Source organism: Streptomyces sp. NPDC001093 (genome assembly GCF_040298985.1).
Lineage (GTDB): Bacteria > Actinomycetota > Actinomycetes > Streptomycetales > Streptomycetaceae > Streptomyces.
The window spans coordinates 14915-39550 of sequence record NZ_JBEPBF010000050.1; the positions used below are offsets into that span (position 1 = coordinate 14915).

The 24636-nt window shown below is 71.2% G+C and carries 22 protein-coding genes; 16 read left to right on the forward strand and 6 right to left on the reverse strand.

The window, feature by feature from the left end; all coding sequences use genetic code 11:
* The first annotated feature begins 1 nt into the window (after position 1).
* Complete coding sequence (locus ABT288_RS24200) at positions 2–2293, forward strand: MMPL family transporter (RefSeq protein WP_351611349.1); 2292 nt, start codon at positions 2–4, stop codon at positions 2291–2293.
* 54 nt (positions 2294–2347) lie between these two features.
* A complete protein-coding gene (locus ABT288_RS24205) occupies positions 2348–3391 on the forward strand; it encodes a zinc-dependent alcohol dehydrogenase family protein (protein WP_351611352.1) in 1044 nt (347 codons plus the stop codon).
* Positions 3392–3447: 56 nt separating this feature from the next.
* Here ABT288_RS24205 and ABT288_RS24210 read toward each other — a convergent pair whose 3' ends face one another.
* From ABT288_RS24210 to ABT288_RS24220, 3 genes are all read right to left on the reverse strand, one after another.
* Positions 3448–3642 (reverse strand): helix-turn-helix transcriptional regulator, encoded by a 195-nt coding sequence (locus tag ABT288_RS24210; protein WP_351611355.1) that lies wholly within the window; start codon positions 3640–3642, stop codon positions 3448–3450.
* A 389-nt stretch (positions 3643–4031) separates the two neighbouring features.
* The gene (locus ABT288_RS24215) at positions 4032–4985 is read right to left on the reverse strand and encodes a helix-turn-helix domain-containing protein (protein WP_502972803.1); all 954 of its coding nucleotides are present in this window, start codon (positions 4983–4985) and stop codon (positions 4032–4034) included.
* Between the two features lie 41 nt (positions 4986–5026).
* On the reverse strand, positions 5027–5944 hold the full coding sequence (locus ABT288_RS24220; protein ID WP_351611360.1) for a sugar phosphate isomerase/epimerase family protein: 918 nt from the start codon (positions 5942–5944) through the stop codon (positions 5027–5029).
* Between the two features lie 125 nt (positions 5945–6069).
* Here ABT288_RS24220 and iolC point away from each other — a divergent pair, with 125 nt between their 5' ends.
* The 6 genes from iolC to ABT288_RS24250 all read left to right on the forward strand — a co-directional run bounded on the left by iolC (position 6070) and on the right by ABT288_RS24250 (position 14111).
* Complete coding sequence (gene iolC / locus ABT288_RS24225; RefSeq protein ID WP_351611362.1) at positions 6070–7020, forward strand: 5-dehydro-2-deoxygluconokinase; 951 nt, start codon at positions 6070–6072, stop codon at positions 7018–7020.
* 224 nt (positions 7021–7244) lie between these two features.
* The gene (locus tag ABT288_RS24230; protein WP_351611463.1) at positions 7245–8123 is read left to right on the forward strand and encodes a Cgl0159 family (beta/alpha)8-fold protein; all 879 of its coding nucleotides are present in this window, start codon (positions 7245–7247) and stop codon (positions 8121–8123) included.
* A 7-nt stretch (positions 8124–8130) separates the two neighbouring features.
* Positions 8131–8970, forward strand: a complete 840-nt coding sequence (gene iolB / locus ABT288_RS24235; RefSeq protein WP_351611363.1) for a 5-deoxy-glucuronate isomerase — start codon at positions 8131–8133, stop codon at positions 8968–8970.
* Positions 8967–10847 (forward strand): 3D-(3,5/4)-trihydroxycyclohexane-1,2-dione acylhydrolase (decyclizing), encoded by a 1881-nt coding sequence (iolD, locus tag ABT288_RS24240; RefSeq protein WP_351611366.1) that lies wholly within the window; start codon positions 8967–8969, stop codon positions 10845–10847. Before iolB ends, iolD begins: the two co-directional genes overlap by 4 nt.
* Positions 10848–10863: 16 nt before the next feature.
* On the forward strand, positions 10864–12366 hold the full coding sequence (gene mmsA, locus ABT288_RS24245) for a CoA-acylating methylmalonate-semialdehyde dehydrogenase (RefSeq protein WP_351611369.1): 1503 nt from the start codon (positions 10864–10866) through the stop codon (positions 12364–12366).
* A 308-nt stretch (positions 12367–12674) separates the two neighbouring features.
* Positions 12675–14111: an APC family permease gene (locus ABT288_RS24250; protein ID WP_351611372.1), complete on the forward strand. Its 1437-nt coding sequence runs from the start codon at positions 12675–12677 to the stop codon at positions 14109–14111.
* On the opposite strand, the gene ABT288_RS24255 is transcribed toward ABT288_RS24250, so the two are convergent.
* Positions 14112–14519 (reverse strand): GNAT family N-acetyltransferase, encoded by a 408-nt coding sequence (locus tag ABT288_RS24255; RefSeq protein ID WP_351611375.1) that lies wholly within the window; start codon positions 14517–14519, stop codon positions 14112–14114.
* Between the two features lie 115 nt (positions 14520–14634).
* On the opposite strand from ABT288_RS24255, the gene ABT288_RS24260 reads away from it, so the two are divergent.
* The 6 genes from ABT288_RS24260 (at position 14635) to ABT288_RS24285 (ending at position 20403) form a co-directional block, all read left to right on the forward strand.
* Positions 14635–17286 carry a CocE/NonD family hydrolase gene (locus ABT288_RS24260; RefSeq protein WP_351611377.1) on the forward strand — a complete coding sequence of 884 codons (2652 nt, stop codon included), beginning with the start codon at positions 14635–14637 and terminating at the stop codon, positions 17284–17286.
* Entirely contained in the window at positions 17283–18137 is an 855-nt protein-coding gene (locus ABT288_RS24265; RefSeq protein ID WP_351611380.1) for an ABC transporter permease, read from the forward strand. The genes ABT288_RS24260 and ABT288_RS24265 overlap by 4 nt, the downstream gene beginning before the upstream one ends.
* A gap of 181 nt (positions 18138–18318) precedes the next feature.
* Complete coding sequence (locus ABT288_RS24270) at positions 18319–18738, forward strand: hypothetical protein (protein ID WP_351611382.1); 420 nt, start codon at positions 18319–18321, stop codon at positions 18736–18738.
* Positions 18739–19385: 647 nt separating this feature from the next.
* Entirely contained in the window at positions 19386–19589 is a 204-nt protein-coding gene (locus tag ABT288_RS24275; protein ID WP_351611384.1) for a hypothetical protein, read from the forward strand.
* 59 nt (positions 19590–19648) lie between these two features.
* Positions 19649–19978: a hypothetical protein gene (locus tag ABT288_RS24280; RefSeq protein WP_351611386.1), complete on the forward strand. Its 330-nt coding sequence runs from the start codon at positions 19649–19651 to the stop codon at positions 19976–19978.
* Positions 19979–20070: 92 nt separating this feature from the next.
* On the forward strand, positions 20071–20403 hold the full coding sequence (locus tag ABT288_RS24285; RefSeq protein WP_351611388.1) for a hypothetical protein: 333 nt from the start codon (positions 20071–20073) through the stop codon (positions 20401–20403).
* 138 nt (positions 20404–20541) lie between these two features.
* On the opposite strand, the gene ABT288_RS24290 is transcribed toward ABT288_RS24285, so the two are convergent.
* The gene (locus ABT288_RS24290; RefSeq protein WP_351611391.1) at positions 20542–20835 is read right to left on the reverse strand and encodes a hypothetical protein; all 294 of its coding nucleotides are present in this window, start codon (positions 20833–20835) and stop codon (positions 20542–20544) included.
* Between the two features lie 287 nt (positions 20836–21122).
* Here ABT288_RS24290 and ABT288_RS24295 point away from each other — a divergent pair, with 287 nt between their 5' ends.
* Positions 21123–22307, forward strand: coding sequence for a glycosyltransferase (locus ABT288_RS24295; protein WP_351611394.1), 1185 nt, complete (start codon positions 21123–21125; stop codon positions 22305–22307).
* Positions 22308–22315: 8 nt separating this feature from the next.
* Here ABT288_RS24295 and ABT288_RS24300 read toward each other — a convergent pair whose 3' ends face one another.
* Complete coding sequence (locus ABT288_RS24300) at positions 22316–23716, reverse strand: fibronectin type III domain-containing protein (RefSeq protein WP_351611396.1); 1401 nt, start codon at positions 23714–23716, stop codon at positions 22316–22318.
* A gap of 597 nt (positions 23717–24313) precedes the next feature.
* Between ABT288_RS24300 and ABT288_RS24305 the strand changes: the two genes are divergently transcribed.
* A complete protein-coding gene (locus tag ABT288_RS24305; RefSeq protein ID WP_351611399.1) occupies positions 24314–24607 on the forward strand; it encodes a hypothetical protein in 294 nt (97 codons plus the stop codon).
* The last annotated feature ends 29 nt before the right edge of the window (positions 24608–24636 follow it).

Here is a 24636-nt window from a genome sequence, read left to right on the forward strand (position 1 = left end):
GATGACCGAAGTCAACACGCCGCCGCGGACGGCGGGGGAAGCGCCGGAAGGGGCGCAGGAGGGACCGCAGGAGGGAGCGCCGCCCCGGCCCGGTCGCTACACCCGCTTCGTCACCGCCCGCCCACGCCTGTCACTCCTCGTGGCCCTCGTGCTCACCGCGCTCGCCGTGCTGGCCGGCAGCGGGGTCGCGGACCGGCTCGGCAGCGGCGGCTGGGAGGACCCGGCCGCCGAGTCGACGTACGCCACCAAGGCCCTGGAGCGCGAGTTCCCCGGCTCCCAGCCGAACCTGCTGCTCCTGGTCGACTCGGGCCGAGCCTCGGTCGACGATCCGGCGGTCGCCGCCGAGGCCCGTGACCTGGTCGGCCGGCTGGCGGGGGAGAAGGGCGTGACCGGCGTCGGCTCGTACTGGCAGAGCAGGTCACCGGCCCTGCGCGCCAAGGACGGCCACGAGGCGCTGATCGCCGCCCGCATCACCGGCGACGACAACGCGACGGGCCGGACGCTCGACCGCATCGCCCCGCACTACCGGGGCACGCGCGGCCCGGTCCGGGTGAGGGTCGGCGGTATCGTCGCGGTCCGGCACGAGATGCAGACGATCATCAAGGAGGACCTGGCCCGCGCCGAGATGATCGCCCTGCCGATCACGCTGGTGCTGCTGGTGATGGTCTTCGGCAGCGCGGTCGCCGCCCTGCTGCCGCTCGGCATCGGCATCGTCGCCATCCTCGGCACCAACGCCGTCCTGCGCGGCCTGACGGCCTTCACCGACGTCTCCGTCTTCGCGCTCAACCTCACCACGGCCCTGGGCCTCGGCCTGGCCATCGACTACGCCCTGTTCATCGTCCGCCGCTTCCGCGAGGAACTGTCCACGGGCGCCACCCCGTTGACGGCGGTCGGCACAACCCTGCGCACCGCCGGCCGCACGGTCCTGTTCTCCGCCCTCACGGTGGCGGTGTCGCTGGCCGCCATGATGGTCTTCCCGCAGTACTTCCTGCGGTCCTTCGCCTACGCCGGCATCGCCGTGGTCCTGCTCGCCGCGGCCGCGGCCCTGATCCTGCTCCCGGCCGCTCTGGTCCTGCTCGGCCACCGGGTCAACTCCCTCGACCTGCGGCGGCTGTTCCGCCGGCGCCGCGCCCCGAAGCCCGCCGAGGGGACCGCCGGGACCCCCGGGACCACCTGGGCCCGCGCCGCAGGCCTGGTGATGCGCAGGGCGCCGCTCTTCGCGCTCGGTACCACCGTCCTGCTCGTGACCCTCGGACTGCCCTTCCTGGGCGTGAAGTTCGGCACCGCCGACGACCGCCAGCTGCCCTCGACAGCCGAGTCCCACGTGGTGCAGGAGCACATCCGCGAGGGCTTCCCGGGCAGCCCCGGCGGCGGTCTCGAGGTCCTCGCCGAGGGCAGGGCCACCGCCGCCCAGTACGCCGACTACAAGCAGCAGGTGGCCGCCCTTCCCGAGGTGGCCCGCGTCGACGGCCCGCTGGTCAAGGGCGATGCCGCCTACTTCACGGTGCAGCCCAGGGGGGAGGCCGTGGACGACCCGGCCCAGCGCCTGGTCGGCGATCTGCGCTCGCTGCACACCCCCTTCGAGGCCAAGGTGACCGGCACGGCCGCCGTTCTCGTCGACACCAAACACGCGATAGCCCAGCGCCTGCCCTGGGCCGCCGCGTTCATCGCCGTCGTCACGCTCCTGCTGGTCTTCCTGCTCACCGGAAGCGTGCTGATACCCGTGCAGGCCGTGGTGCTCAACGCGCTCAGCCTGACCGCGATGTTCGGTGCCGTGGTCTGGGTCTTCCAGGACGGCCACCTCTCCGGCGCGCTCGGCTTCACCAGCTCCGGCTCCATCGAGACCACCCTGCCCGTGCTGATGTTCTGCGTGGCCTTCGGGCTCTCCATGGACTACGGCGTGTTCCTGCTCTCCCGCATCAAGGAGGAGTACGACCGCACGGGCGACCACGACGCGGCGGTGCGGCACGGACTCCAGCGCACCGGCGGACTGATCACCGCGGCGGCGGTCATCCTCGCGGTGGTGATGGTCGCCATCGGCACCTCACGGGTGACCAACACCAAGATGCTCGGGCTGGGCATCGCGCTGGCGGTCCTGATGGACGCGATGGTGGTCCGGAGCCTGCTGGTACCGGCGATCATGCGGTTGACGGGCAGGGCCACGTGGTGGGCGCCGGCACCCTTGCGCCGCCTCCATGAACGGTTCGGTCTGAGCGAGGGCGGCGAAGACGGGCCCCAGAGGGGCGCGGGGAACGGCGCGACCGGCCACAGCGAACCGGAACCGGCCGGCTGACCCGGCGGCTCCCGAGCCACCTACTCTGTGCGGAGGTTCCCGAAAGGAGCGAGCATGCGAGCCGTCGTCTTCGAGCGATACGGCGCACCCGCGGATGTACGGAACGTACCCGACCCGGAACCCGCGGAGCACGGTGTCGTCGTACGGGTCGAAGCGACCGGCCTCTGCCGAAGCGACTGGCACGGCTGGATGGGCCACGACTCCGACATCACGCTGCCGCACGTGCCCGGGCACGAACTCGCCGGTGTCGTCGAGTCGGTGGGCTCCCGGGTGACCGGGTGGCGGCCCGGCGACCGGGTCACCGTGCCGTTCGTCTGCGCCTGCGGCACCTGCCCGGCCTGTGCGGCGGGCGACCAGCAGGTGTGCGAACGCCAGACCCAGCCGGGCTTCCATCACTGGGGCTCCTTCGCCGAGTACGTCGCCCTCGACCACGCCGACGTCAACCTGGTCGCGATCCCGGACGACATGGCGTACACCACCGCCGCCGCCCTCGGCTGCCGTTTCGCCACCGCCTTCCGCGCGGTGGTGCAGCAGGGCCGGGTGGCGGCGGGGGAGTGGGTCGCGGTGCACGGCTGCGGCGGGGTCGGGCTGTCGGCGGTGATGATCGCGGCGGCGGCCGGGGCACGCGTGGTCGCCGTGGACGTGACACCCCAGGCCCTCGACCTGGCGCGGAAGTTCGGTGCCGCGCAGTGCCTGGACGCGACCGGCACGCCGGACACGGCCGCCGCCGTCCGCGAGCTGACCGACGGCGGCGCCCATCTCTCCCTGGACGCCCTCGGCTCGCCCGCCACCTGCGCGGCCTCCGTGAACGGCCTGCGCCGTCGCGGGCGCCATGTCCAGGTGGGTCTGCTGCCCTCGGCCGACGGCACCACCCCCGTGCCGCTGGCCCGTGCCATCGCCCTGGAGCTCGAACTCCTCGGCAGCCATGGCATGGCCGCCCACACCTACCCCGGCATGCTCGGTCTGGTCCGCTCCGGCGCCCTGCGCCCCGACCTCCTGGTGACGTCCACCCTCACGCTCGACGCCGCTCCGGCGGCCCTGGCGGCGATGGGCACGGCACCGGGGGCCGGCGTCACGGTCATCGAGCCGTGGAGCTGAGAGCGGGTGACTGTGCCCCACGGCTCCCGTGAGGCACAGCCGATTTCAGGCGCAGGTCAGGTGCGGCCGCGGTTGCCCGGCCGGGAGGCGACCCAGGCGCGGACGGTGTCGGCGTACCAGTACGGCTTGCCGCCCTCCACATGGTCCGGCGGGGGCAGCAGCCCGTGCTTGCGATAGGACCGCACGGTGTCCGGCTGCACTTTGATGTGCGCCGCGATCTCCTTGTAGGACCAGAGCCTTTGGTCGGTCATGAGTTGCACCTCCCTGTGCGCGCCACAGCGGCGACCGGGGGCGGTCGTCGGGGGAGCCGGGCGCTGCGCCGGCGATCACAAGCCTGCGCTCGGTGAACGACGCAGAGTGACCAGTGGTCAGTGCCTGTCGACACCATGTGACGCACAACCCGCGTACACGGGACATGTGTGACACAGAAGGGGTGTTTGTGACACAGCTGCCGCAAAGGCGTACGCGGGGGCGTCGGCGGGGCGCGTTGCTTTCGCGCCGGTCCGGGGGGAGCGGGCCAGGTGATCCGCGGCCGGTGGAAGCGGGTCGGAAGGGCGGACCGGGTCTGCTGCGTCAGACCCGGCCCGCCGGCTTCCCCGCACGCTCCGGCGGCCGCTTCACCCAGGGTTGCCCTCCTGGATCAGTCCCCCTGGCCGCCGGAGGCCCCCGCCTTCCCGGGGCGCATGATGGCCGGGCGATCAGCGTGCCGGGCCCTGCCCGCCCGGGTCTTGGAAAAAAGCGCACCGCGGCCGGAGGCGAGGAGCAGGCTGGTGGCCTCGCCCGTCAGCCGGTCGGTCAGCGCGCCCGCCGCCGGCAGCCGCCGGGCCGCCAGGAACTCCCCGGGGGTGCAGCCCGTCATGGCCTTGAACTCGCCGCTGAAGTGCGCCTGGTCGTAGTAGCCGCACACCGCCGCGGTCTCCGCCTGCCCGTGCCCGGCGGCCAGCAGCCGCCGCGCCCGCTGCAGCCGCAGCACCCGGGCCGCGGCCTTCGGGGACAGACCGATCTGTTCCCGGAAGCGGTTCTCCAGGTGCCGTACGCTCCAGCCCACTTCCTCGGCCAGCCGGGGCACCGGAAGCGTGCCGGCGTGGCGCCGCAGCAGCGACCAGGCGTGCACCACCCGCTCGGACGCGGGCACACCGGCACGGAACCGCTCCAGCAACACCCGGTCGAGCAACGCGAACCGCTCGGGCCAGCCCGGCAACGCGGCCAGCGCCCCGGCCAGTTCACCGAGACGGAACTCCTCCGCGTCCACCGACCGGTTGGCCAGTTCGTACTGAGGCGTACCGAACAACGTGAACGCGGCCCATGGAGCGAGCAGCACCTCGATGCCGGACAGACGGCCGCCGTGATCACCGAGGGCGGGGGCGGTGGTCAGCCCGTTGACCACGGAGACCAGCGACACCGCGGGCCGGCCGGCACGCGAGATGCGCACCGGCTGCTCGAAACCCAGCAGCAGCGTGGCCGCCCCGATCGGCGCCTCCAGTCGGCGGCGCGGCCGGTCGAGGTGCACCCGAACACCGCGATAGCTGATCACACCGGGCCGCAACGCCGGATGGGGCCAGGCAGGCACGGTCTCCCAGGACACGCCACCCATGCTACGAGCGGCGACGGCAACCCCGTGGCCGGTGGGCGCCCCTACATCCCACAAGAGCGAAGAAACGCCCGAGTCCGCCGGGCAATGGGCAACGGCGCGTCCGGCGCGCACGGATACATGTCCTGCTCGACGATCGCGAACAGATCCACGCCCAGCCGCTGTGCGGCCTCCAGTACGGGCCCCAACTCCGGTACCCCGCACGGCGGTTCGCACATCACGCCTTGGGCCACCGCCGGCCCGAACGGCGTGCCCTTGGCCCGTACGTCCGCCAGGATCTCCGGATCCACCTGCTTGAGGTGCAGATACCCGATCCGTTCCCCGTACGTCTCGATCAACCGCACGCTGTCCCCGCCGCAGTACGCGTAATGCCCGGTGTCCAGGCACAGCGACACCAGGTCGGAGTCCGTGCCGTCGAGGAAACGGCTGACGTTCTCCTCGCTGTCGATGTGGGTGTCGGCATGCGGATGGACGACGATCGTCAGCCCGTACCGCTCCCGCACCTCCCGCCCGAGCCGCTCGGTCAGCGAGGTCAGGTTCCGCCACTGCTCGGCGGTCAGTGTGTCCGGCTCGAGCACCTCGCCCGTCTTGTCGTCCCGCCAGAAGGACGGGATGACGACGAGATGCCGGGCGCCCATCGCCTGGGTCAGCGCCGCGATGTCCGACACGTGCGCCCACGTCTTGTCCCACACGGACTCACCGTGGTGCAGGCCCGTGAAGACGGTGCCGGCCGACACCTTCAGGCCGCGCCGCGCGGTCTCCTCCGCGAGCACGGCGGGGTCGCTGGGGAGATAGCCGTAGGGGCCGAGTTCGATCCACTCGTAGCCGGAGTCGGCCACCTCGTCGAGGAAGCGCTGCCAGGGCACCTGGCGGGGGTCGTCGGGGAACCACACGCCCCAGGAGTCGGGCGCCGATCCGATCCGGATACGGGACAGTGAGGAGGAGGGTGACAGCGACGTCATGGGCGCCAGCGTGCGGGCGTCCGGAAAGCGGTGTCAAGAGCTGGTCCGAATGTCTGGACAAAACATTGACAGGGTTCGCCGTACGGGACTAGAAAGCCGGGGAGAGTCATGACGAAGGGAAGCCGATGGCCTACGACCTGATCACCATGGGGCGGATCGGAGTGGACCTCTACCCACTGCAGACCGGCGTCCCGCTCGCCCAGGTGTCGTCCTTCGGCAAGTTCCTCGGCGGGTCGGCGACGAACGTCGCGGTGGCCGCGGCCCGGCTCGGCCGGCACACCGCCGTGATCACCCGCACGGGCGACGACGCGTTCGGCACCTATCTGCACGAGGCGCTGCGCGGCTTCGGCGTCGACGACCGCTGGGTCACGCCGGTCCAGGGGCTCCCGACCCCGGTCACCTTCTGCGAGGTCTTCCCACCGGACGACTTCCCGCTCTACTTCTACCGCCGGCCCAAGGCGCCCGACCTGGAGATCGACGCCCACGACCTGGACCTCGGCGCCATCCGCGAGGCCCGTGTCTTCTGGGTCACCGGCACCGGCCTGAGCGAGGAGCCCAGCCGTACGGCCACCCTCGCGGCCCTCGCGCACCGGGCGAAGGCGGGCACCACGGTGTTCGATCTCGACTGGCGGCCCATGTTCTGGTCCGACCCCGACATGGCCCGCCCCTTCTACGCGGAGGCCCTGCGCCACACCACGGTCGCCGTCGGCAACCTGGACGAGGTGGAGGTGGCGACCGGGGTGCGCGAGCCGCACGCCGCCGCCCGCGCGCTGCTCGACGCCGGCGTGGAGATCGCCGTGGTCAAGCAGGGCCCCAAGGGGGTTCTGGCGGTCAGCGCGTCAGGAGAGTCCGCCGAGGTGCCACCGCTGCCCGTCAACGTCCTCAACGGCCTCGGCGCCGGTGACGCCTTCGGCGGCTCGCTGTGCCACGGCCTGCTGGCCGGCTGGGACCTGGAGACGATCATGCGGCACGCCAACGCGGCCGGCGCCATCGTCGCCTCCCGCCTGGAATGCTCCTCCGCGATGCCCACCTTGGACGAGGTGGCCGCCGCGCTCGACGCCGGAGCGGTGCTGTGAGGGCGGGCCGGGTCACGGGCACCCAACACGAGGGCGGCGCCGGCACCGAACCGGAACCCACCGAGCCCCCTCCCCACGAGGGCACCACGGCCGCTCCCCGCGAGGGCACCACGGCCGCCCGCCGCGAAGACACCGCAACCGCCCCCCGCGAAGGCGCCGCAAGCCTCCGCCCCCGTACCGCCACCGGCGAAGGCGCCGCAGGCCCCGCGCGCCCCCGTGTCGACGTGGCCGAGCTCGTCCGTGTCCGTACCCACCACCCGGAGGCGATCGCCGAGGCCGCCACCCGTCGTGCTCGCAGGCCGCTGCTCAACGAGAGCGGAAAGCTGATGATCGTCGCCGCCGACCACCCCGCCAGGGGTGCCCTCGGTGTCGGCGACCGCAGGCTCGCCATGGCCAACCGCGCCGACCTGCTTCAGCGGCTGTGCCTGGCACTGTCCCGGCCCGGCGTGGACGGCGTCCTCGCCACCGCCGACATCCTGGACGACCTGCTCCTGCTCGGCGCCCTCGACCACAAGGTGGTCATGGGCTCCATGAACCGCGGCGGACTGCAGGGGGCGAGCTTCGAGCTGGACGACCGGTTCACCGGGCACCGCCCCGAGGACATCCAGCGGCTCGGTTTCGACGCGGGCAAGCTGCTGCTGCGCATCGACTACGACGACCCCGGCTCCCTGACCACCCTGGAGTCCACCGCCCGCGCCATCGACGACATGGCCGCGCGCCGGCTGCCGGTCTTCGTGGAGCCGTTCATCAGCCGCCGCACCCCCGAGGGGAAGGTCAGGAACGACCTGTCGGCCGAGGCGGTCACCCGGTCCATCGCCATCGCCTCCGGCCTCGGCGGCTCCTCGGCCTACACCTGGCTGAAGGTGCCGGTCACCGAGAACCCCGACGACATGGCCCGGGTCATGGAGACCTCCACCCTGCCGGCCGTGCTGCTCGGCGGGGACATCGGCGACTCGCCCGAGGACCAGGTCGCCGCCTACGAGAAGTGGCGCGGCGCGCTCCAACTGCCCACCGTTCGCGGCCTGGTGGTCGGCCGCTCGCTGCTGTACCCGGCGGACGGCGATGTGGCCGCCGCCGTGGACACCGCCGTAGGACTGCTGTGAGGGCCGCATGACCAGCACCGACCTGCATCTGCCCCGGGGCGCCACCGCGAACGCCCGGTACGCCGTCGACATCGACCCCAAGTTGGCCGGCTGGACACACAGCAGCCTGCGCGTGGTCGAGCTGGCGCCCGGCGGCGGCCATACGTTCACCTCCGACGACAGCGAGTGGATCGTGCTTCCGCTGGAAGGCGGATGTACGGTGCGAATCGAGACCACGCCAACCGAGAAGGACGAGTTCCAACTCCTGGGCAGGGAAAGCGTGTTCGCGGACGTCTCCGACTTCGCGTACGCGCCCCGTGACGCCCGGGTCCAGATCGCCTCCGGCGCGGGAGGCCGCTTCGCCCTGGCAGGAGCGAAGTGCGAGCGACGACTCCCCGCCCGCTACGGCCCCGCGCCGGAGGTCCCCGTCGAGGAGCGCGGCAGCGGCACCTGTGCCCGCCGCGTGCGCAACTTCGCCTCGGCCGACTCCTTCGACTGCGACAAGCTGATCGCCGTCGAGGTGATCACCCCGGGCGGCAACTGGTCGTCGTACCCGCCGCACAAGCACGACGAGCACCGGCCGGGCGAGGAGTCCGAGCTGGAGGAGATCTACTACTTCGAGATCGACGGCCCGAACGGACTCGGCTACCAGCGCGTGTTCCCCTCGCGGGAGGGCGGCAGCGATGTCCTCGCCGAGGTCCGTTCGGGTGACGCCGTCCTGGTCCCCGACGGCTGGCACGGCCCGTCCATCGCCCAGCCCGGGCATGACATGTACTACCTGAACGTCATGGCGGGTCCGGGCGGGACCCGGGAGTGGCGGATCTGCTTCCACCCGGATCACGTAGCAAGCACAGGGGGGTACCGATGACGACGACCCGACTGACCGTCGCACAGGCGCTGGTCCGTTTCCTCGCCGCCCAGTACACCGAACGCGACGGCACACGGCAGCGGCTGATCGGCGCCACCTGGGGCATCTTCGGCCACGGCAATGTCGCCGGGCTCGGCCAGGCGCTGATCGAGTACGCCGACGTCATGCCGTACCACCAGGGCCGCAACGAGCAGTCCATGGTGCACGCGGCCGTCGGCTACGCCCGCCAGTCGAACCGGCTGTCCACGCACGCGGTGACGACCTCGATCGGCCCCGGCGCCACCAACCTGGTCACCGGCGCCGCCCTCGCGACCATCAACCACCTCCCGGTCCTGCTCCTGCCCGGTGACGTCTTCGCCACCCGCCCCGCCGACCCGGTCCTGCAGCAGCTGGAGGTGCCGTACGCCGGCGATGTGTCGGTCAACGACACCCTGCGCCCCGTGTCGAAGTACTTCGACCGCATCACCCGCCCGGAGGCCCTGATCCCGAGCGCCCTGCAGGCCATGCGGGTGCTCACCGACCCGGTGGAGACCGGCGCGGTGACCCTCGCCCTGCCGCAGGACGTGCAGGCGGAGGCCTTCGACTGGCCGGAGGAGTTCTTCTCGACGCGCGTGTGGACGGTACGCCGGCCGGGCGCGGACCCGACCGAGCTGGCCGAGGCGGTCCGGGCGGTCCGGGAGGCACGCCGGCCGCTGGTGATCGCGGGCGGCGGAGTCCACCACAGCCGCGCCGAGCTGGCCCTCGCCGAGTTCGCGGCGGCCACCCGCATCCCGGTCGCCTCCACCCAGGCCGGCAAGGGCTCCCTGCGCCACGACCATCCGCAGGACGTGGGCGGGGTCGGCCACACCGGCACCGCGACCGCCGACGAACTGGCCCGCACCGCGGACCTGGTGATCGGCGTCGGCACCCGCTACACCGACTTCACCACCGCCTCCGGCACCCTCTTCGAGAACCCGGACGTCCGCTTCCTCAACCTCAACATCGCGCCGTACGACGGCCACAAGCTGTCCGGACTCCCGCTGGTCGCCGACGCCCGCAGCGGCCTGGGCGAGCTGACCGAGGCGCTGGTGATGCACGGGCACAAGGTGGCGGAGGCGTACGTCACCGAGTACAGCGAGGACAAGGAGCGCTGGGAGCAGCGCGTCGACGCCTGCTTCGAGGCCGAGGAGCCGGACATGCGGCCCACCCAGCCGCAGGTCATCGGCGCCCTGGACGCCCTGGTGGACGAGTCGGACATCATCATCAACGCGGCCGGCTCGCTCCCGGGCGATCTGCACAAGCTGTGGCGGGCCCGGTCGGTGGACCAGTACCACCTGGAGTACGGCTACTCCTGCATGGGCTACGAGATCCCGGCCGCGCTCGGCGTGAAGCTGGCCGCGCCGGAGCGGAACGTGTGGGCGCTGGTCGGCGACGGCACGTATCTGATGATGCCGACCGAGATCGTGACGGCCGTGCAGGAGGGCGTCGCGATCAAGATCCTGCTGGTGCAGAACCACGGGTACGCGTCCATCGGCGGGCTCTCGGAATCGGTGGGCGGCGAGCGGTTCGGCACCGCCTACCGGTTCCAGGCCGGGGACGGGACGTTCACGGGCGCCCCGCTGCCGGTGGACCTCGCCGCCAACGCGGCCAGCCTGGGCATGCGGGTGCTGCGCGCGAAGACCGTACGGGAGCTGCGCGAGGCGCTCGCCGAGGCGCGCGCCGCCGACACTCCCACATGTGTCTACGTGGAGACCGAAACGTCCGACACTGTGTCGGGCGCGCCTCCGGCGCAGGCCTGGTGGGATGTTCCTGTGGCCGAGACCGCGACCCGACCGTCCGCGGTCAAGGCACGAGAGCTGTACGAACGGCACGTCTCGACCCGACGCCGCCATCTGTAATAAGGAGTCTCTGGGCATGACGAAGATCGTCAACCACTGGATCGGCGGGAAGACCGTCGAAGGCGCGTCGGGCACGTACGGGCCGGTCACCGACCCGGCGACCGGCGCGGTCACCACGAAGGTCGCGTTCGCGTCGGTGGAGGAGGTGGACGCGGCAGTAGCAGCTGCGAAGGATGCCTTTTCGACCTGGGGCCGGTCGTCCCTGGCCCAGCGGACCACCATCCTCTTCCGGTTCCGTGCGCTGCTCGACGCCCACCGCGACGAGATCGCCGAGCTGATCACCGCCGAGCACGGCAAGGTGCACTCCGACGCGCTCGGCGAGGTCGCGCGCGGTCTGGAGATCGTCGACCTGGCCTGTGGCATCAACGTGCAGCTGAAGGGCGAGCTGTCCACGGAGGTCGCCAGCCGGGTCGACGTCTCCTCGATCCGGCAGCCGCTCGGTGTCGTCGCCGGCATCACGCCGTTCAACTTCCCGGCGATGGTCCCGATGTGGATGTTCCCCATCGCCATCGCGTGCGGCAACACGTTCGTGCTGAAGCCGAGCGAGAAGGACCCGTCGGCGTCGGTCCGGATCGCCGAGCTGCTGTCCGAGGCCGGTCTGCCGGACGGCGTCTTCAACGTCGTCCACGGCGACAAGGTGGCCGTGGACCGCCTGCTGGAGCACCCGGACGTCAAGGCGGTGTCGTTCGTCGGCTCCACGCCGATCGCCCGCTACATCCACACGACGGCCTCCGCCAACGGCAAGCGGGTGCAGGCCCTCGGCGGGGCCAAGAACCACATGCTGGTCCTGCCGGACGCCGACCTGGACGCGGCGGCCGACGCGGCGGTCTCGGCGGCCTACGGCTCGGCGGGCGAGCGCTGCATGGCCATCTCGGCGGTCGTGGCCGTGGGCTCGATCGGTGACACGCTGGTGGAGAAGATCCGCGAGCGCGCCGAGAAGATCAAGATCGGTCCCGGCAACGACCCGGCGTCCGAGATGGGCCCGCTGATCACCGCGGCCCACCGTGACAAGGTGGCGTCGTACGTCGCGGGTGCCGCCGGCGAGGGCGCCGAGGTGGTCCTGGACGGCACCGGATACAGCGTCGAGGGCTTCGAGGACGGCCACTGGATCGGCATCTCGCTGCTGGACAAGGTGCCGACCACCGCGAAGGCGTACCAGGACGAGATCTTCGGCCCGGTGCTGTGCGTGCTGCGCGTCGACACCTACGACGAGGGCGTGGCGCTCATCAACGCCTCGCCGTTCGGCAACGGCACCGCGATCTTCACCCGGGACGGCGGCGCGGCCCGCCGCTTCCAGCTGGAGATCGAGGCGGGCATGGTCGGCGTGAACGTGCCGATCCCGGTGCCGGTGGGCTACCACTCCTTCGGCGGCTGGAAGGACTCGCTCTTCGGCGACCACCACATCTACGGCAACGACGGCACGCACTTCTACACCCGCGGCAAGGTCGTCACCACGCGCTGGCCCGACCCGGCCGACGCCCCGGCGGGCGTGGACCTGGGCTTCCCGCGCAACCACTGAGCGGCCGACGGGGACCGATAGGACCCCACAGGGCCGTCCGCTATGCGGACGGCCCTGTTTTTTTATGCGGGGGCGCTGCGATTCTCGTACGGCCGCAAGGGCCCGCCCATAGGGACCGTTGATACGAGAATCGGCGATCGGCCGCTTCTTTGCTGCGGATTTCGTAGGTGAACACCCATTGACGCGGCGGTTTTCGTCGGGGTTCCATTCAGCCGCCGGGAGCGGACCAGAGCATGTACGACCAGCCGCCGGAGGCGATAGCGCTCCCGACCCCCACCTCACTCGCACGAGTCGATCGGAACCGCCGCATGACCGACACGCTCCGCCCTGTCGACCCAGCCGTCATAGCCGCTTCTGACACCCCTCAGAAACTCAAGCGGTCCATCGGCGTCGTCGGCGGCACCCTGCTCACCCTCTCGTGCGTCACGCCCGCCTCCACGCTCTTCGTGATCGTGCCCGACCTGTTCTCCAGCCTGGGCACCGCCACGGCCCTGTGCCTCGCCATCGGCGCGCTCCTCTGCATCCCCGTGGCCTTCTGCTACTCGGAGCTGGGCACCCTCATCCCCAGCGCGGGCGGCGAGTACGCCATCGTCTCCACCCTCGCCGGACGGCTCGCCGGCTGGCTGGCCTTCGTGATGTCGCTGCTCGTCGTGATGATCGTCCCTCCGGTCATCGCCATGGGCACCGCCGACTACCTCGCCCCGGTCGTCCACCTCGACCCGGCCATGACGGGCGCCGGCGTGATGATCGCGGCCACCCTCGCCGGTCTGCTGGACCTGCGCGCCAACGCCTGGATCACCGGCATCTTCCTGGTCCTGGAGGTCGTTGCCGCCGGAGTCGTCGCCGTGCTCGGCTTCACCCACTCCCACCGCGGTGCGGGCAGCCTCGTGAGCTCGCTGCAGGTGGCCGGCGAGCACACGCACGTCACCCCGGTCACGGCCATGATGGTCCTCTCCGGGCTCGCCATCGCCCTCTTCGCCACCCAGGGCTTCTCCACCGCCATCTACCTCTCCGAGGAGCTGGAGAACCCGCGCCGCAGCGTCGCCCGCACCGTCCTCGCCACCCTCGCCATCTCCAGCGTCGTCATCCTGGTGCCGGTCGTGGCGATCACCCTCGGCGCCGGTGACCTGAAGACCCTGACCGGCGGCGACATCTCCAGCATGGTCATCGCCTGGAGCAACTCGTCCGTCGGCACCTTCGTCAGCCTCTGCGTCGCCCTCGCGATCATCAACGCGGGCATCGTCATGGTCATCCAGAACTCCCGCGTCCTGTTCGCCTCCGCCCGCGACAAGGCCTGGCCCGCACCGGTCAACAACGCCCTCTCCAAGCTCGGCCGGTTCGGCTCCCCGTGGGTCGCCACCCTCGTCGTCGGCGTCCCCGGTGCCTTGCTCTGCTTCGTCAACCTGGACACCCTCTACGGCGTCACCGGCGTCGCCGTCACCGGCCTGTACCTGCTGGTCGCGATCGCCGCGCTGCTCTCCCGGCGCGGCGCCCACGGCACCAAGAAGGCCTGGCGGATGCCGCTGTGGCCGGCGATGCCGGTCCTGCTGATCGCCGTGCTCGTCTACGTCCTGGTCGAGCAGGACCCGTCCTACCTGTGGTGGACCGGCGGCATCACCGCCGCCGCCACCCTCTACTGGGCCTTCTACCTCCGCCCGCGCCGCGAGACCCGCTGGGTGGTGTCCCTCCCGGAGGACATGCGGCTCGCCGAGGAGGAGCAGCTCGCCGAGGGTGCGCAGGCGTAGTCAGAACTCCCAGGTCATCACCCTGCACGCGTCGTCGTCCTTGCCGCCCGCACTTCGATAGGCGGCAAGGGCGACGTCGTTTCCGGCGTCGACCCCGACCCACATGCCGTAGCAGCCGCGCTCGCGGGCCAGCGCGGCCAGCCGCTCCACCAGCGCCCGGCCGATGCCCCGGCGCCGGTACGGCTCCGCCACCGCCAGCTCGTACAGGAACATCTCGGTGCCCTTGTCGGGGTGGACCGTCTCGACCCCGCTGACGAAGCCGACCGGCCCGCCGTCGGCGTACGCCAGCAGCAGATGGTGCCCGGCGGTGGTGAGGAAACGCTCCGCCCACTCCGGACGCGCCGGATGGTCGAACAGGTGATCGGCGGCGACGACCTCGGCGACGGTGGTGGCCCGGCGAATGTCCATGCGCCTTCGTACCACGGCTGGTGTACGCCGGGCGGGCCCCGTACTCCCCCGGTAGGGGCGGGGTTTCAGCCCACCGGCTCCCTCGCTTGTCAGTGGCGGCCCGTACCGTTGAGGCATGGATCTTCGCCGGCTCTCGCTGCGGGGGCTGCTCAAGAGGCCGCGTCGGCTCGTCGCCGGCGCGGCCGCCGTCGTGGCGCTGGCCGGTGCCGGGACGTGGACGGCCGTCGCCTCCGGTGACACGCCCCCGGTGCACAGGACCGACCAGGTCATGGCGGTGGACGGCGTGCGTCTGGACACGTCGTTCTTCACCCCGGCCAGCGCCGGACGGCACCCCGCCGTCCTGCTGGCGCACGGCTTCGGCGGCAGCAAGGACGACATGCGGCAGCAGGCCGAGGACCTCGCGAAGGACGGGTACGCGGTCCTGACGTGGTCCGCGCGCGGCTTCGGGAAGTCCACCGGGAAGATCGGGCTCAACGACCCGAAGGGCGAGGTCACCGACGTCTCCCGGCTCATCGACTGGCTGGCGAGGCGCCCCGAGGTCCAGCTCGACAAACCCGGCGACCCGCGCGTGGGCATGGCCGGCGGCTCCTACGGCGGCGCGGTCTCCCTGCTCGCCGCCGGATACGACCACCGGGTGGACGCCATCGCCCCGGCCATCACCTACTGGAACCTCGCGGACGCCCTGTTCCCGAACGGCGTGTTCAAGAAGCTGTGGGCCGGCGTCTTCTTCAACACCGGCGGCGGCTGCGCCCGTTTCGAGCCCGCGCTGTGCCGGATGTACGACAGGGTCGCCGAGTCCGGCACCCCGGACGCGGCCGCCCGCAAACTGCTGGAGGAGCGCTCGCCGTCGGCCGTCGGCGCCCGCATCCGGGTGCCCGCCCTGCTGGTGCAGGGCCAGACGGACTCCCTGTTCACCCTCGGCCAGTCCGACGCCGCCGAGAAGGCGATCCGGGCGAACGGCGCCCCTGTCGACGTCGACTGGATCGCGGGCGGCCACGACGGCGGGGACATGGAGAGCGGGCGGGTCCAGGAACGCGTGCGTGCGTGGTTCGACCGGTATCTGAAGGGCGACGCCTCGGCCGGCACCGGCCCGGCCTTCCGGATCACCCGCACCGGCGGCGTGAACTCCACCGACGGCACCGCCCAGCTGCGCGGCGCGACCGCGGGCGCCTACCCCGGCCTGCGCGACCACCCGCGCCGCATCGCCCTGACCGGCGGCACCGGCCAGCAGGTCACCAACCCGGCCGGCGCCAGCCCGCCCGGCGTCTCCGCCCTGCCCGGCCTCGGCGGCTTCGGTGGCCTCACCCAGCTGTCCGCGCTCGGCCTCGGCGTCTCCCTCGACTTCCCCGGCCAGTACGCGACGTTCGACTCCGCGCCGCTCACCGGCGACCTGCAGATCACCGGCACCCCGACCGCGACCGTCCACATCACCTCGACCAGCGACGACGCCGTCCTCTTCGGCAAGGTCTACGACGTCGGCCCCGACGGCGTCCAGCAGGTGCTGCCCTCCGAGCTCGTCACCCCCTTCCGCGTCACGGGCGCCAGGACCGGCAAGGACGTCACGGTCACCCTCCCGGCCATCGACCACGAGGTGCAGAAGGGCCACCGGCTCCGCCTGGTCCTCGCCTCCACCGACCTCGGCTACGCCTCACCGGCCGCGCCGGCCACCTACACCGTCTCCCTCAAGGGAGAGCTGAGCGTGCCGACGGCCCCCGCCGTGACCACCGCCGCGGCGCCCCTGCCCGCCTGGGTCTGGTGGCTGCCGGCGGCCGGCGCGGCGATCGCGCTCGCCCTGCTGCTCACCGCCCGCCGCCGTACGGCCGGCCCCGCGCCCGACCCCGAGCTGGCCGAAGTCCCGCTCGTCATCAAGGACTTGAGCAAGCGGTACGCGAAGTCCGCCGACCGGTACGCGGTGCGCGAGCTGTCCTTCCGGGTGGACAAGGGCCAGGTGCTCGGTCTCCTCGGACCCAACGGTGCGGGCAAGACCACCACCCTGCGCATGCTGATGGGCCTGATCACCCCGGACGACGGCGAGATCCGCGTCTTCGGCCACGCGATCCGGCCCGGCGCACCCGTGCTGTCGAGGGTCGGCGCCTTCGTGGAGGGCGCGGGCTTCCTGCCGCACCTGTCCGGCCGGGAGAACCTGGAACTGTACTGGCGGGCCACCGGCCGCCCCCCTCAGGACGCCCACCTGGACGAGGCGTTGGAGATCGCCGGGCTCGGCGACGCGCTCGCCCGCGCGGTGCGCACCTACTCGCAGGGCATGCGCCAGCGCCTCGCCATCGCCCAGGCCATGCTCGGCCTGCCCGACCTGCTCATCCTCGACGAGCCCACCAACGGCCTCGACCCGCCCCAGATACGCGAGATGCGCGAGGTGATGATCCGCTACGCGGCCGGCGGCCGTACGGTGATCGTCTCCAGCCATCTCCTCGCCGAGGTCGAGCAGTCCTGCACCCACCTGGTGGTGATGGACCGCGGCCGGCTCGTCCAGGCCGGTCCGGTCGGCGAGATCGTCGGCTCCGGCGACACGCTGCTGGTCGGCACCGCCACGCCCGTGGAGGAGCCGGTCATGGAGAAGGTGGCCGCGCTGTCCGGCGTCGCCTCCGCCGTGCGCACCGACGACGGGCTGCTGGTCCGGCTGAACCCCGGCGGCACGGCCGAGCGGCTGGTCGCGGAGCTGGTGCGGCTGGAGGTGCCGGTCGCCTCGGTCGGCCCGCACCGCCGTCTGGAAGACGCCTTCCTCACCCTGATCGGAGGTTCAGCATGAGCGCGCTCACCGAGGTCGCCTCCGGCTTCTCGGCGCGGCACACCCTGCCGCTGCGGGTGGAGCTGGTCCGCCAGCTCAAGCGGCGCCGCACCCTGGTCATGGGCGCCGTTCTCGCCCTGCTGCCGTTCGTACTGCTGATCGCCTTCGCGATCGGCGGCGACCCCGCGAGCCGTGACGGCCGGATCACCCTGATGGACACGGCCACCGCGTCCGGCGCCAACTTCGCCGCGGTGAACCTGTTCGTCTCGGCCGGCTTCCTGCTGGTGATCCCGGTCGCGCTGTTCTGCGGGGACACGGTGGCCTCCGAGGCGAGCTGGTCCTCCCTGCGCTATCTGCTCGCCGCGCCCGTGCCGCGCGCCCGGCTGCTGTGGTCCAAGCTGGCCGTGGCGCTCGGGCTGAGCCTCGCCGCGATGATCCTGCTCCCGGTGGTCGCCCTCGCGGTCGGTACGGCGGCCTACGGCTGGGGTCCGCTGCAGATACCGACGGGCGGCGCGCTCGACACCGGCACGGCGACGCAGCGCCTCGCGCTGACCGTGGCGTACGTCTTCGTGTCCCAACTGGTCACCGCCGGGCTGGCGTTCTGGCTGTCGACGAGGACGGACGCCCCGCTCGGCGCGGTCGGCGGCGCGGTCGGCCTGACCATCGTCGGCAACGTCCTGGACGCCGTCACCGCGCTCGGCCACTGGCGCGACTTCCTGCCCGCGCACTGGCAGTTCGCCTGGGCCGACGCCGTCCAGCCGCACCCGGAGTGGTCCGGCATGATCCAGGGCGCCGCTATCTCCGTGACATACGCGCTGGTACTGTTCGCGCTCGCCTTCAGGCAATTCGCACACAAAGACGTGGTGTCATAGTTTTCTTTTACGATCAATGGATTCACCGACCACATGTGAATAACTCCAGGGAATCCGGAGTAATGCGCTTCTTCACTCCCTTTGTATTCATGCGTATGGAGTAGTGCCTCGCTTTGAGCTGGCTGCGGACTGCTATGTTCTGCATCTGTCGGATCAGAGGTAACTTCAAGTGAGGTGAATCATGAAGAAGGCAGTTTTCACCACTGCGGCGTTGGCCATTGGTGCGGGTCTTGTGGGTGGTTCCGCCGTGGCGGCTTCGGCCGTCACCAAGGCACCTGCCCACGAAAACACCGGCCCGCTCGGCCTCATGTCCCAGACCGATGTGGCTCCGGCGCTCGTGCCCGCGGCGGACACCGTGATGCGGGTGGCCAAGCAGGGCAACCTCACCAAGGGCAGCGCGTTCGACGCCCAGTCGTCGACGGTCACCGGCAAGAACAAGGCGGCCAAGGTCTCCGGTGTGTACCTGGACGGTATGGGCCGCAGCAGCAACAAGAAGCCCGCAATTCCGGTGAAGAATCCGCTCGGCTCCGGCTCCGTTCAGCTCCACCCGCTGAACGGGCCGACCAGCGCCGGTGTCGGCAGCCTGCTCAACCAGGGGTGACACGGAAACCGTCAGGAGTCGGCGCGGCGGAAGTCCTCCCGTTCGCCATGCTTTCGCTGCCATGTGCTCCCCTCTGTTCGCGAGACAGAGGTGGGACCGGAATTCCGACACTCTGATCCGGTTCCGGTCCGCCGGAGATCCCGATCCGTGGGCGACGCCGCAGTGCCGCGGGACGGATCGCCCGGTGGCCGCGTGGTACGGCCCCCGTCCGGCGCCTCGAAGCCGCAGGCCCAGAGGTCGCAGCCGGACCATTCAGCTCCACACCCGCCCCGCGCCCGATGCGTGCGGGGGAAATGCCGCAAAGCCTGTCCGGCCCACTGGACTCCTCCTTGCCAGTGGGCCGGACGCACGTCGGTGAAATCCCGGCACGTGCGTCCGGGTGAACGGTGCGCGGCGACGCTGAGCCATCCGGTGGAATCCAGCGAGAATGGGCCTTGTCCGCGTGACTTTTCGCCACATATTTCGGTTTCTTGCTATGTAAGCGCGGCTTACCGTGAATCCAGGAAGGAACCGAGTTGACCAGGAAGTTCGCGGTCGTCACTGCACTCGCCCTTAGCGCGCTCTGCGGCAGCGCTGGCGTTGCCTCCGCCCACTCGAACACGACGAACGTCACTGGTGGTGACGGCTTTTCGGAGTCCCCGGTCGTCGTGAACGCACCTCAGCAGGGGGTGGTTGTCGTCAACGGCTCGCTCATCGACGGCCGCTGCATCGCGCCGTGGTCCAACGGAGCCGTGGGCGCCGCCATCGGCGGCGCCGCGACCATCGTGCCGAACTCGCACTACGCCGCCTGCAACACCGCGGCGGTCGACCAGTCGCAGAAGGCTCCGTACGCCGGCGGCCTGCTCTTCTGACCCCTGCTTCGAGTCATTCCGAGCAGGTGAACCCCCTCGCAGTCCGGAAAGGACACTCCATGCGTAACAAGGTTACGGCCATCTCCGCCCTCGCCGCGGGCGTCGTCCTCGCGGCCGCCGGCACTGCCGCAGCCGACAACTGCACGACGGTCACCGGCGGCAACGGCTTCTCGTCGTCCCCCGTCGTCGTGAACGCCCCGCAGCAGGGCGCCGTCGTCTCCAACGGCACGCTCGTCGACCTGCGCTGCGTCGCGCCGTGGTCCAACGGAGCCGTGGGCGTCCTCGGCGGCGCCGCGACCATCGTGCCGAACTCGCACTACGCCGCCTGCAACACGGCCAAGGTCGACCAGTCGCAGAAGGCTCCGTACGCCGGCGGCCTGCTCTTCTGAGCCCCCTTTGCGCTCCGAACCATCCCGGAGCAGGGCGGGGACGTCGGCAGACGTTCCCGCCCGACCTGCCCTCCCATCCGAAAGGCGCATCCATGCGTAAGAAGGTTACGGCCCTGTCCGTCCTGGCCGCGGGTCTCGTCCTGGCGGCCGGTGGCGCCGCTGCGGCCGACGACAACAACACCAACGTCACCGGCGGCAACGGCTTCTCGGAGTCCCCGGTCGTCGTGAACTCCCCTCAGCAGGGCCTGCTGGTCTCCAACGGCTCCGTCATCGACGGCCGCTGCATCGCGCCGTGGTCCAACGGCTCCGTCGGCGTCCTCGGTGGCGCGGGTGTCGCCGCGCCGAACTCGCACTACGCTGCCTGCAACACCGCGGCGGTCGACCAGTCGCAGCTCGGCTCGTACACCGGTGGTCTGCTGTTCTGAGCAGCCCGGAGCCTGGCGGCCCGCCGACGCACGGCGGGCCGCCTTCTGTTTTTCCCGAACACTGTTTTTCCCGCACACGAAGAAGGCCGGCTCCGCGGCAGGCGGAGCCGGCCTTTGCGGCCCGGCAGGGCATGTCCTCTACTTGAGGGCCGGAAGCGCGGCGGGCGGCTTGCCGTTGAGGGGGTTCGGCAGGGCGCCGCCGAAGACCGGCGTCTTGACGACGCCGGACTTCTTCACGCCGTCCGTCGTCTGCTTGACGTTGCTGGCCAGTTCACCCGTCGGGATCTCGGCTGCGTTGGGCAGGGTACGGGCGACCGACTTCCCGTCCTCGACGAGGCCCTGCCCCGGCAGGTCCGCGGCTACAGCGGGCGCCGCAGCGCCGGCGATGGCCAGGGCGCCGGCCATGAGCGCGGCAGCCTTCAGATTCTTCATTGGGTTCCTTTCAATCTCGCTTCCGTCGGGCTAACGAGTGAAAGACGCCGCGGGAAACTCCGCCGACAACAAGTTCCCGGAATTCATACATCCTGAATGACCGTGCGGAACTTTTATCTTATTATTCGTCTGAAGGGGGCCGTGTTTCCGACACAGTTCACGGCCTCCCGGAAAAAGACGGATAAGAGGCTAGTGTTGCTTCACGGATCCGACGAATTTATGCCGAACCTGTGTTCACGCAGTCAGTGACGGGTTCGGAATGTTTCTTCAGAAGGGAAGCCCTGGTCATGCGCATTCCCCTCGGTTCCGTTCCGCGCCGTGCGACGCGGTCCGCCGCACGCGAGCCGCACGTCCTGCACGTCACACAGCCCGTGGAGGGCGGTGTCGCCCGGTTCGTGACGGACCTGGCGGCGGCCCAGGTCGCCGCGGGGCTGCGTGTCACCGTGGCCTGCCCGAGAGGCGGCACGCTGACGGACGCCCTGCGCGCGGCCGGCTGCAGGGTGCTGCCCTGGGACGCGACCCGCACACCGGGTCCCCAACTCCCCGGTGAGGTGGGGAGGCTGGCCCGGCTGCTGCGCGAGGTGCGGCCCGACGTGGTGCATGCGCACAGCGCGAAGGCGGGACTCGTGGCACGGCTCGCGGTGCGCGGCCGTCGCCCGACCGTTTTCCAGCCGCACGCGTGGTCGTTCGAGGCCGTGGACGGCGTCATGGCCCAAGCAGCCCTGCGCTGGGAGCAGTTCGGGGCACGGTGGGCGACCCGCGTGCTGTGCGTGAGCGAGGCGGAGCGGCGTACGGGGGAGCAGAGCGGCATCACCGCCCATTGGCACGTGATTCCCAACGGCGTCGACACGAGCAGGTTCCGGCCGGAGGGGAGCATCGCCCGCTCCGCAGCGGGCCCCCTCGTCGTATGCGTGGGACGGCTGTGCCGGCAGAAGGGCCAGGACGTGCTGCTGAAGGCCTGGCCCGCGGTCGTGCGGCAGGAGCCCGCCGCCCGGCTGGTGCTGGTCGGCGACGGCCCCGACGCGGGCCTGCTGCGCGCGCTCGCGCCCGCGTCGGTGGAGTTCGCCGGCCCGGCACTCGACGCCGCCCCCTGGTACCGGTCCGCCGACGTCGTGGTCCTGCCGTCCCGCTGGGAGGGCATGGCACTCGTCCCCCTGGAGGCCATGGCGTGTGCGCGCCCCGTCCTGGTCACGGACGTGGACGGGGCGCGCGAGAGCCTGCCGCCCGGGCATCTGCCGCACTGCCTGGTGCCGCCGGAGGACCCCGAGATGCTGGCACGGGCGCTGACGGCGCTGCTGCGCCGCGGACCGCTGCGCGCGGCACTGGGCGCGCAGGGCCGCGCGCACGTCCTCGCCGCCCACGACGTACAGCTGACCACGGACGCGGTGATCGACGTGTACCGCGAACTGCTCGGCACCGTCGCCAAGCCGGTCCTGGTACCCACCCAGAGCAGGGAGTCCATCACCACATGACCGGCCCCTCAGGCGGTCACGTGGAGCGGCTCCGAACGGGGCGTCGTGTGCTTCCCGTCGGTGACGGCGATCGTGTAGCGGTGCCGTGATCCGGCAGAAACGGAATCCGTGTACGTCATGTCCGGCCGGTCCCATTCGGTCGACTGCCGCTTCGGTGAGGCCACGAGAACACCGTCCCGGTAGATCAGGTACGTCAGCTCCGCGTCGTCCCTGTCCCATGCGGCCCGCCAGGTGAGCGTGACCTTGCCGGAGCGGGCGCGCTTGCCCGTGAGCAGGGGCGCCGCTTCGGGGGCCGTGTTGCCGGGGCCGGCCCCGAAGCGCGTCAGACCCTGCTGGGGTCTGCCGTTGACCATGGTGAACTCGCCGCCCGCCCAGAGGATTTTGCCGGCCATCACGAGCGTTCGGGGACCGACTCCCTCCCCGATACCGTCATCGGTGTCGGGGAACCAGTGCAGGATGTTCTTGTCACCGATCGACTGCGCGAGGAAGTGCCGCCGGGGGCCGTCGGGGAAGCCCCCGCGGGTCAGGCCGCAGTAGTGGGCGTGGGACGCGCTGTACAGGACGCCCTTGTACACGACGACGTCCTGGGTGGCGCCCAGGCAGGTGTCCTTCCAGACCATCGTGCCGTCGGACAGCCGGCCCGCGATGCGGCCGTCGAAGATGCCCGTGCCCTCGCCCTCGGCTCCCAGGTAGAAGCGGTCGCCGTTGCGGGTCAGTGACGTCACCGAAGAGCGTTCCGGCAGCCAGTTCGGGAAGGACTTCACCGTCGAACCGGTCGCGGGCTCCAGGGAGACCAGTGCCTGCTCCGGCTTGCCGTTGACGTTGTGGAAGCGGCCGCCGACGAGCACCTGCCTCCGGTCGGGCGCGGCCAGGATGGCGCGGACCGGCGCGTCGATGTCCGCCTTGAACGGCAACAGCGTGCCGCTGCGTCTGAACGCCGCGATGTGCTTTCTCTCCTGGCCGTCGACGATCGTGAAATCGCCGCCCAGGTACACGGTCGTGCCGGTGGTCTCGATGGCCCGCACGGGTGCCGCCACGGCGGGGCGGAAGTCCCTGCGCAGCGAGCAGTCGGCCGTGTTGAGCGCGACCGCACTGGCCACCCCGGTGTTGTCGGCCTTGCCGAACGATCCGCCGACATAGAGCACTTTGCCGTCGGGCGATGCCTTGAGCGCCCGTACCGTCCCGGCGCCCCCCGTGAAGGAGTGGGCGCACGGCAGCAGTTTGCCGGTCACCGCGTCGAACGCCGCGAAGTTCTTCCGGGCGACCTTCTTCTGGCCGGGCTTGGCGCCGGGCGGGCGGACGCTGTCGAAGGTGCCGCCGACGTACACGACCCCGCGTGCGTACTCGACGGACCAGACGATGCCGTCCGTCTGCCAGGTCGCCAACGGGGCGGCGGTCAGAGCTGTCACGTCGCGCGCCTGCGCGCCGAGAGCGGATGTGAACGAAGCGGCCGTGAGGAGGACAACCGCGGAAGCCGTGGTCGCGGTCCTGGCCGTGCTTTTCCTTGGAAGCATGGAACGTGAAATTAGACATCCGGCCCCGGATATCACGACGCCGCGACGGCGCGCTCCGCCCTTCAGGCCCTTACTGAAGCTCGAATGGCCTAGGAAAAGGAGTCGTAACCCACCGCGGCATGCTACTCGTGCGAATGTCGGGCGAGATCAGGTACCCGAGTTCTGGTACCCAGGCAACGAGGAGGAGTGCTCGTCATGCGAGTAGCTGCCCGAACAAAGACGCAGTCACGGCGGTTGAGTTGGGGAGCGGGGCTCGTCGGCGCCGGCCTGACCACGACCGTGGCATTCGGCATCGCTGTCGGCGCCGTGTCGGCCCACGCCGTCCCCCGAGCGACGCAGGCGTGCACGTCGTGCAAGACGACGACCACCCCCACGACCGGGTGCTCGGCGTGCCAGACGAAGCCGCCCACGTCCGGGTGCGCGTGCCAGACGCCGCCGCCCCCTCCGCCGACCTGCCCCGCAGGCACGACCGCGGTCAGCGTCATCAATCCCATGACCAGATCCGTCGCGATCCCGGGCGACGGAAGCTTCCAGCTCACCGTCACCAGCAGCGCTCAGGGACAGGTGTTCAGCTTCAGCATTCCCACAGCCGACCACCGCTCCGTGGTCAAGGTCACCGCCACGGGCGGCACCGCCGGCTCCAGCGTGTACACCTACGACAGCTCCAACGGTCACCCCGACGGCATCGCGGCGGACGGGCCGTTGCACGGCCCGGCCAACTCGACCGGTCAGTTCGCGAACCTGACCCGTCTCGACTTCTGCCTCAAGACCACCAAGTACACCTGACGGGCACACGGCTGAGGGGGCCCGGGGTG

What these genes read in the sequence shown, in the direction of transcription:
- ABT288_RS24265 (WP_351611380.1), top strand. Translation starts at nt 17,283, where the DNA reads ATGAGCGCGCTCACCGAGGTCGCCTCCGGCTTCTCGGCGCGGCACACC.
- ABT288_RS24210 (WP_351611355.1), bottom strand. Translation starts at nt 3,642, where the DNA reads ATGACCGACCAAAGGCTCTGGTCCTACAAGGAGATCGCGGCGCACATC.
- iolB (WP_351611363.1), top strand. Translation starts at nt 8,131, where the DNA reads ATGACCAGCACCGACCTGCATCTGCCCCGGGGCGCCACCGCGAACGCC.
- ABT288_RS24285 (WP_351611388.1), top strand. Translation starts at nt 20,071, where the DNA reads ATGCGTAAGAAGGTTACGGCCCTGTCCGTCCTGGCCGCGGGTCTCGTC.
- ABT288_RS24260 (WP_351611377.1), top strand. Translation starts at nt 14,635, where the DNA reads ATGGATCTTCGCCGGCTCTCGCTGCGGGGGCTGCTCAAGAGGCCGCGT.
- ABT288_RS24290 (WP_351611391.1), bottom strand. Translation starts at nt 20,835, where the DNA reads ATGAAGAATCTGAAGGCTGCCGCGCTCATGGCCGGCGCCCTGGCCATC.
- ABT288_RS24270 (WP_351611382.1), top strand. Translation starts at nt 18,319, where the DNA reads ATGAAGAAGGCAGTTTTCACCACTGCGGCGTTGGCCATTGGTGCGGGT.
- ABT288_RS24255 (WP_351611375.1), bottom strand. Translation starts at nt 14,519, where the DNA reads ATGGACATTCGCCGGGCCACCACCGTCGCCGAGGTCGTCGCCGCCGAT.
- ABT288_RS24280 (WP_351611386.1), top strand. Translation starts at nt 19,649, where the DNA reads ATGCGTAACAAGGTTACGGCCATCTCCGCCCTCGCCGCGGGCGTCGTC.
- iolD (WP_351611366.1), top strand. Translation starts at nt 8,967, where the DNA reads ATGACGACGACCCGACTGACCGTCGCACAGGCGCTGGTCCGTTTCCTC.
- mmsA (WP_351611369.1), top strand. Translation starts at nt 10,864, where the DNA reads ATGACGAAGATCGTCAACCACTGGATCGGCGGGAAGACCGTCGAAGGC.
- ABT288_RS24295 (WP_351611394.1), top strand. Translation starts at nt 21,123, where the DNA reads ATGCGCATTCCCCTCGGTTCCGTTCCGCGCCGTGCGACGCGGTCCGCC.
- ABT288_RS24215 (WP_502972803.1), bottom strand. Translation starts at nt 4,985, where the DNA reads ATGGGTGGCGTGTCCTGGGAGACCGTGCCTGCCTGGCCCCATCCGGCG.
- ABT288_RS24305 (WP_351611399.1), top strand. Translation starts at nt 24,314, where the DNA reads ATGACCAGATCCGTCGCGATCCCGGGCGACGGAAGCTTCCAGCTCACC.
- ABT288_RS24220 (WP_351611360.1), bottom strand. Translation starts at nt 5,944, where the DNA reads ATGACGTCGCTGTCACCCTCCTCCTCACTGTCCCGTATCCGGATCGGA.
- iolC (WP_351611362.1), top strand. Translation starts at nt 6,070, where the DNA reads ATGGCCTACGACCTGATCACCATGGGGCGGATCGGAGTGGACCTCTAC.
- ABT288_RS24250 (WP_351611372.1), top strand. Translation starts at nt 12,675, where the DNA reads ATGACCGACACGCTCCGCCCTGTCGACCCAGCCGTCATAGCCGCTTCT.
- ABT288_RS24205 (WP_351611352.1), top strand. Translation starts at nt 2,348, where the DNA reads ATGCGAGCCGTCGTCTTCGAGCGATACGGCGCACCCGCGGATGTACGG.
- ABT288_RS24200 (WP_351611349.1), top strand. Translation starts at nt 2, where the DNA reads ATGACCGAAGTCAACACGCCGCCGCGGACGGCGGGGGAAGCGCCGGAA.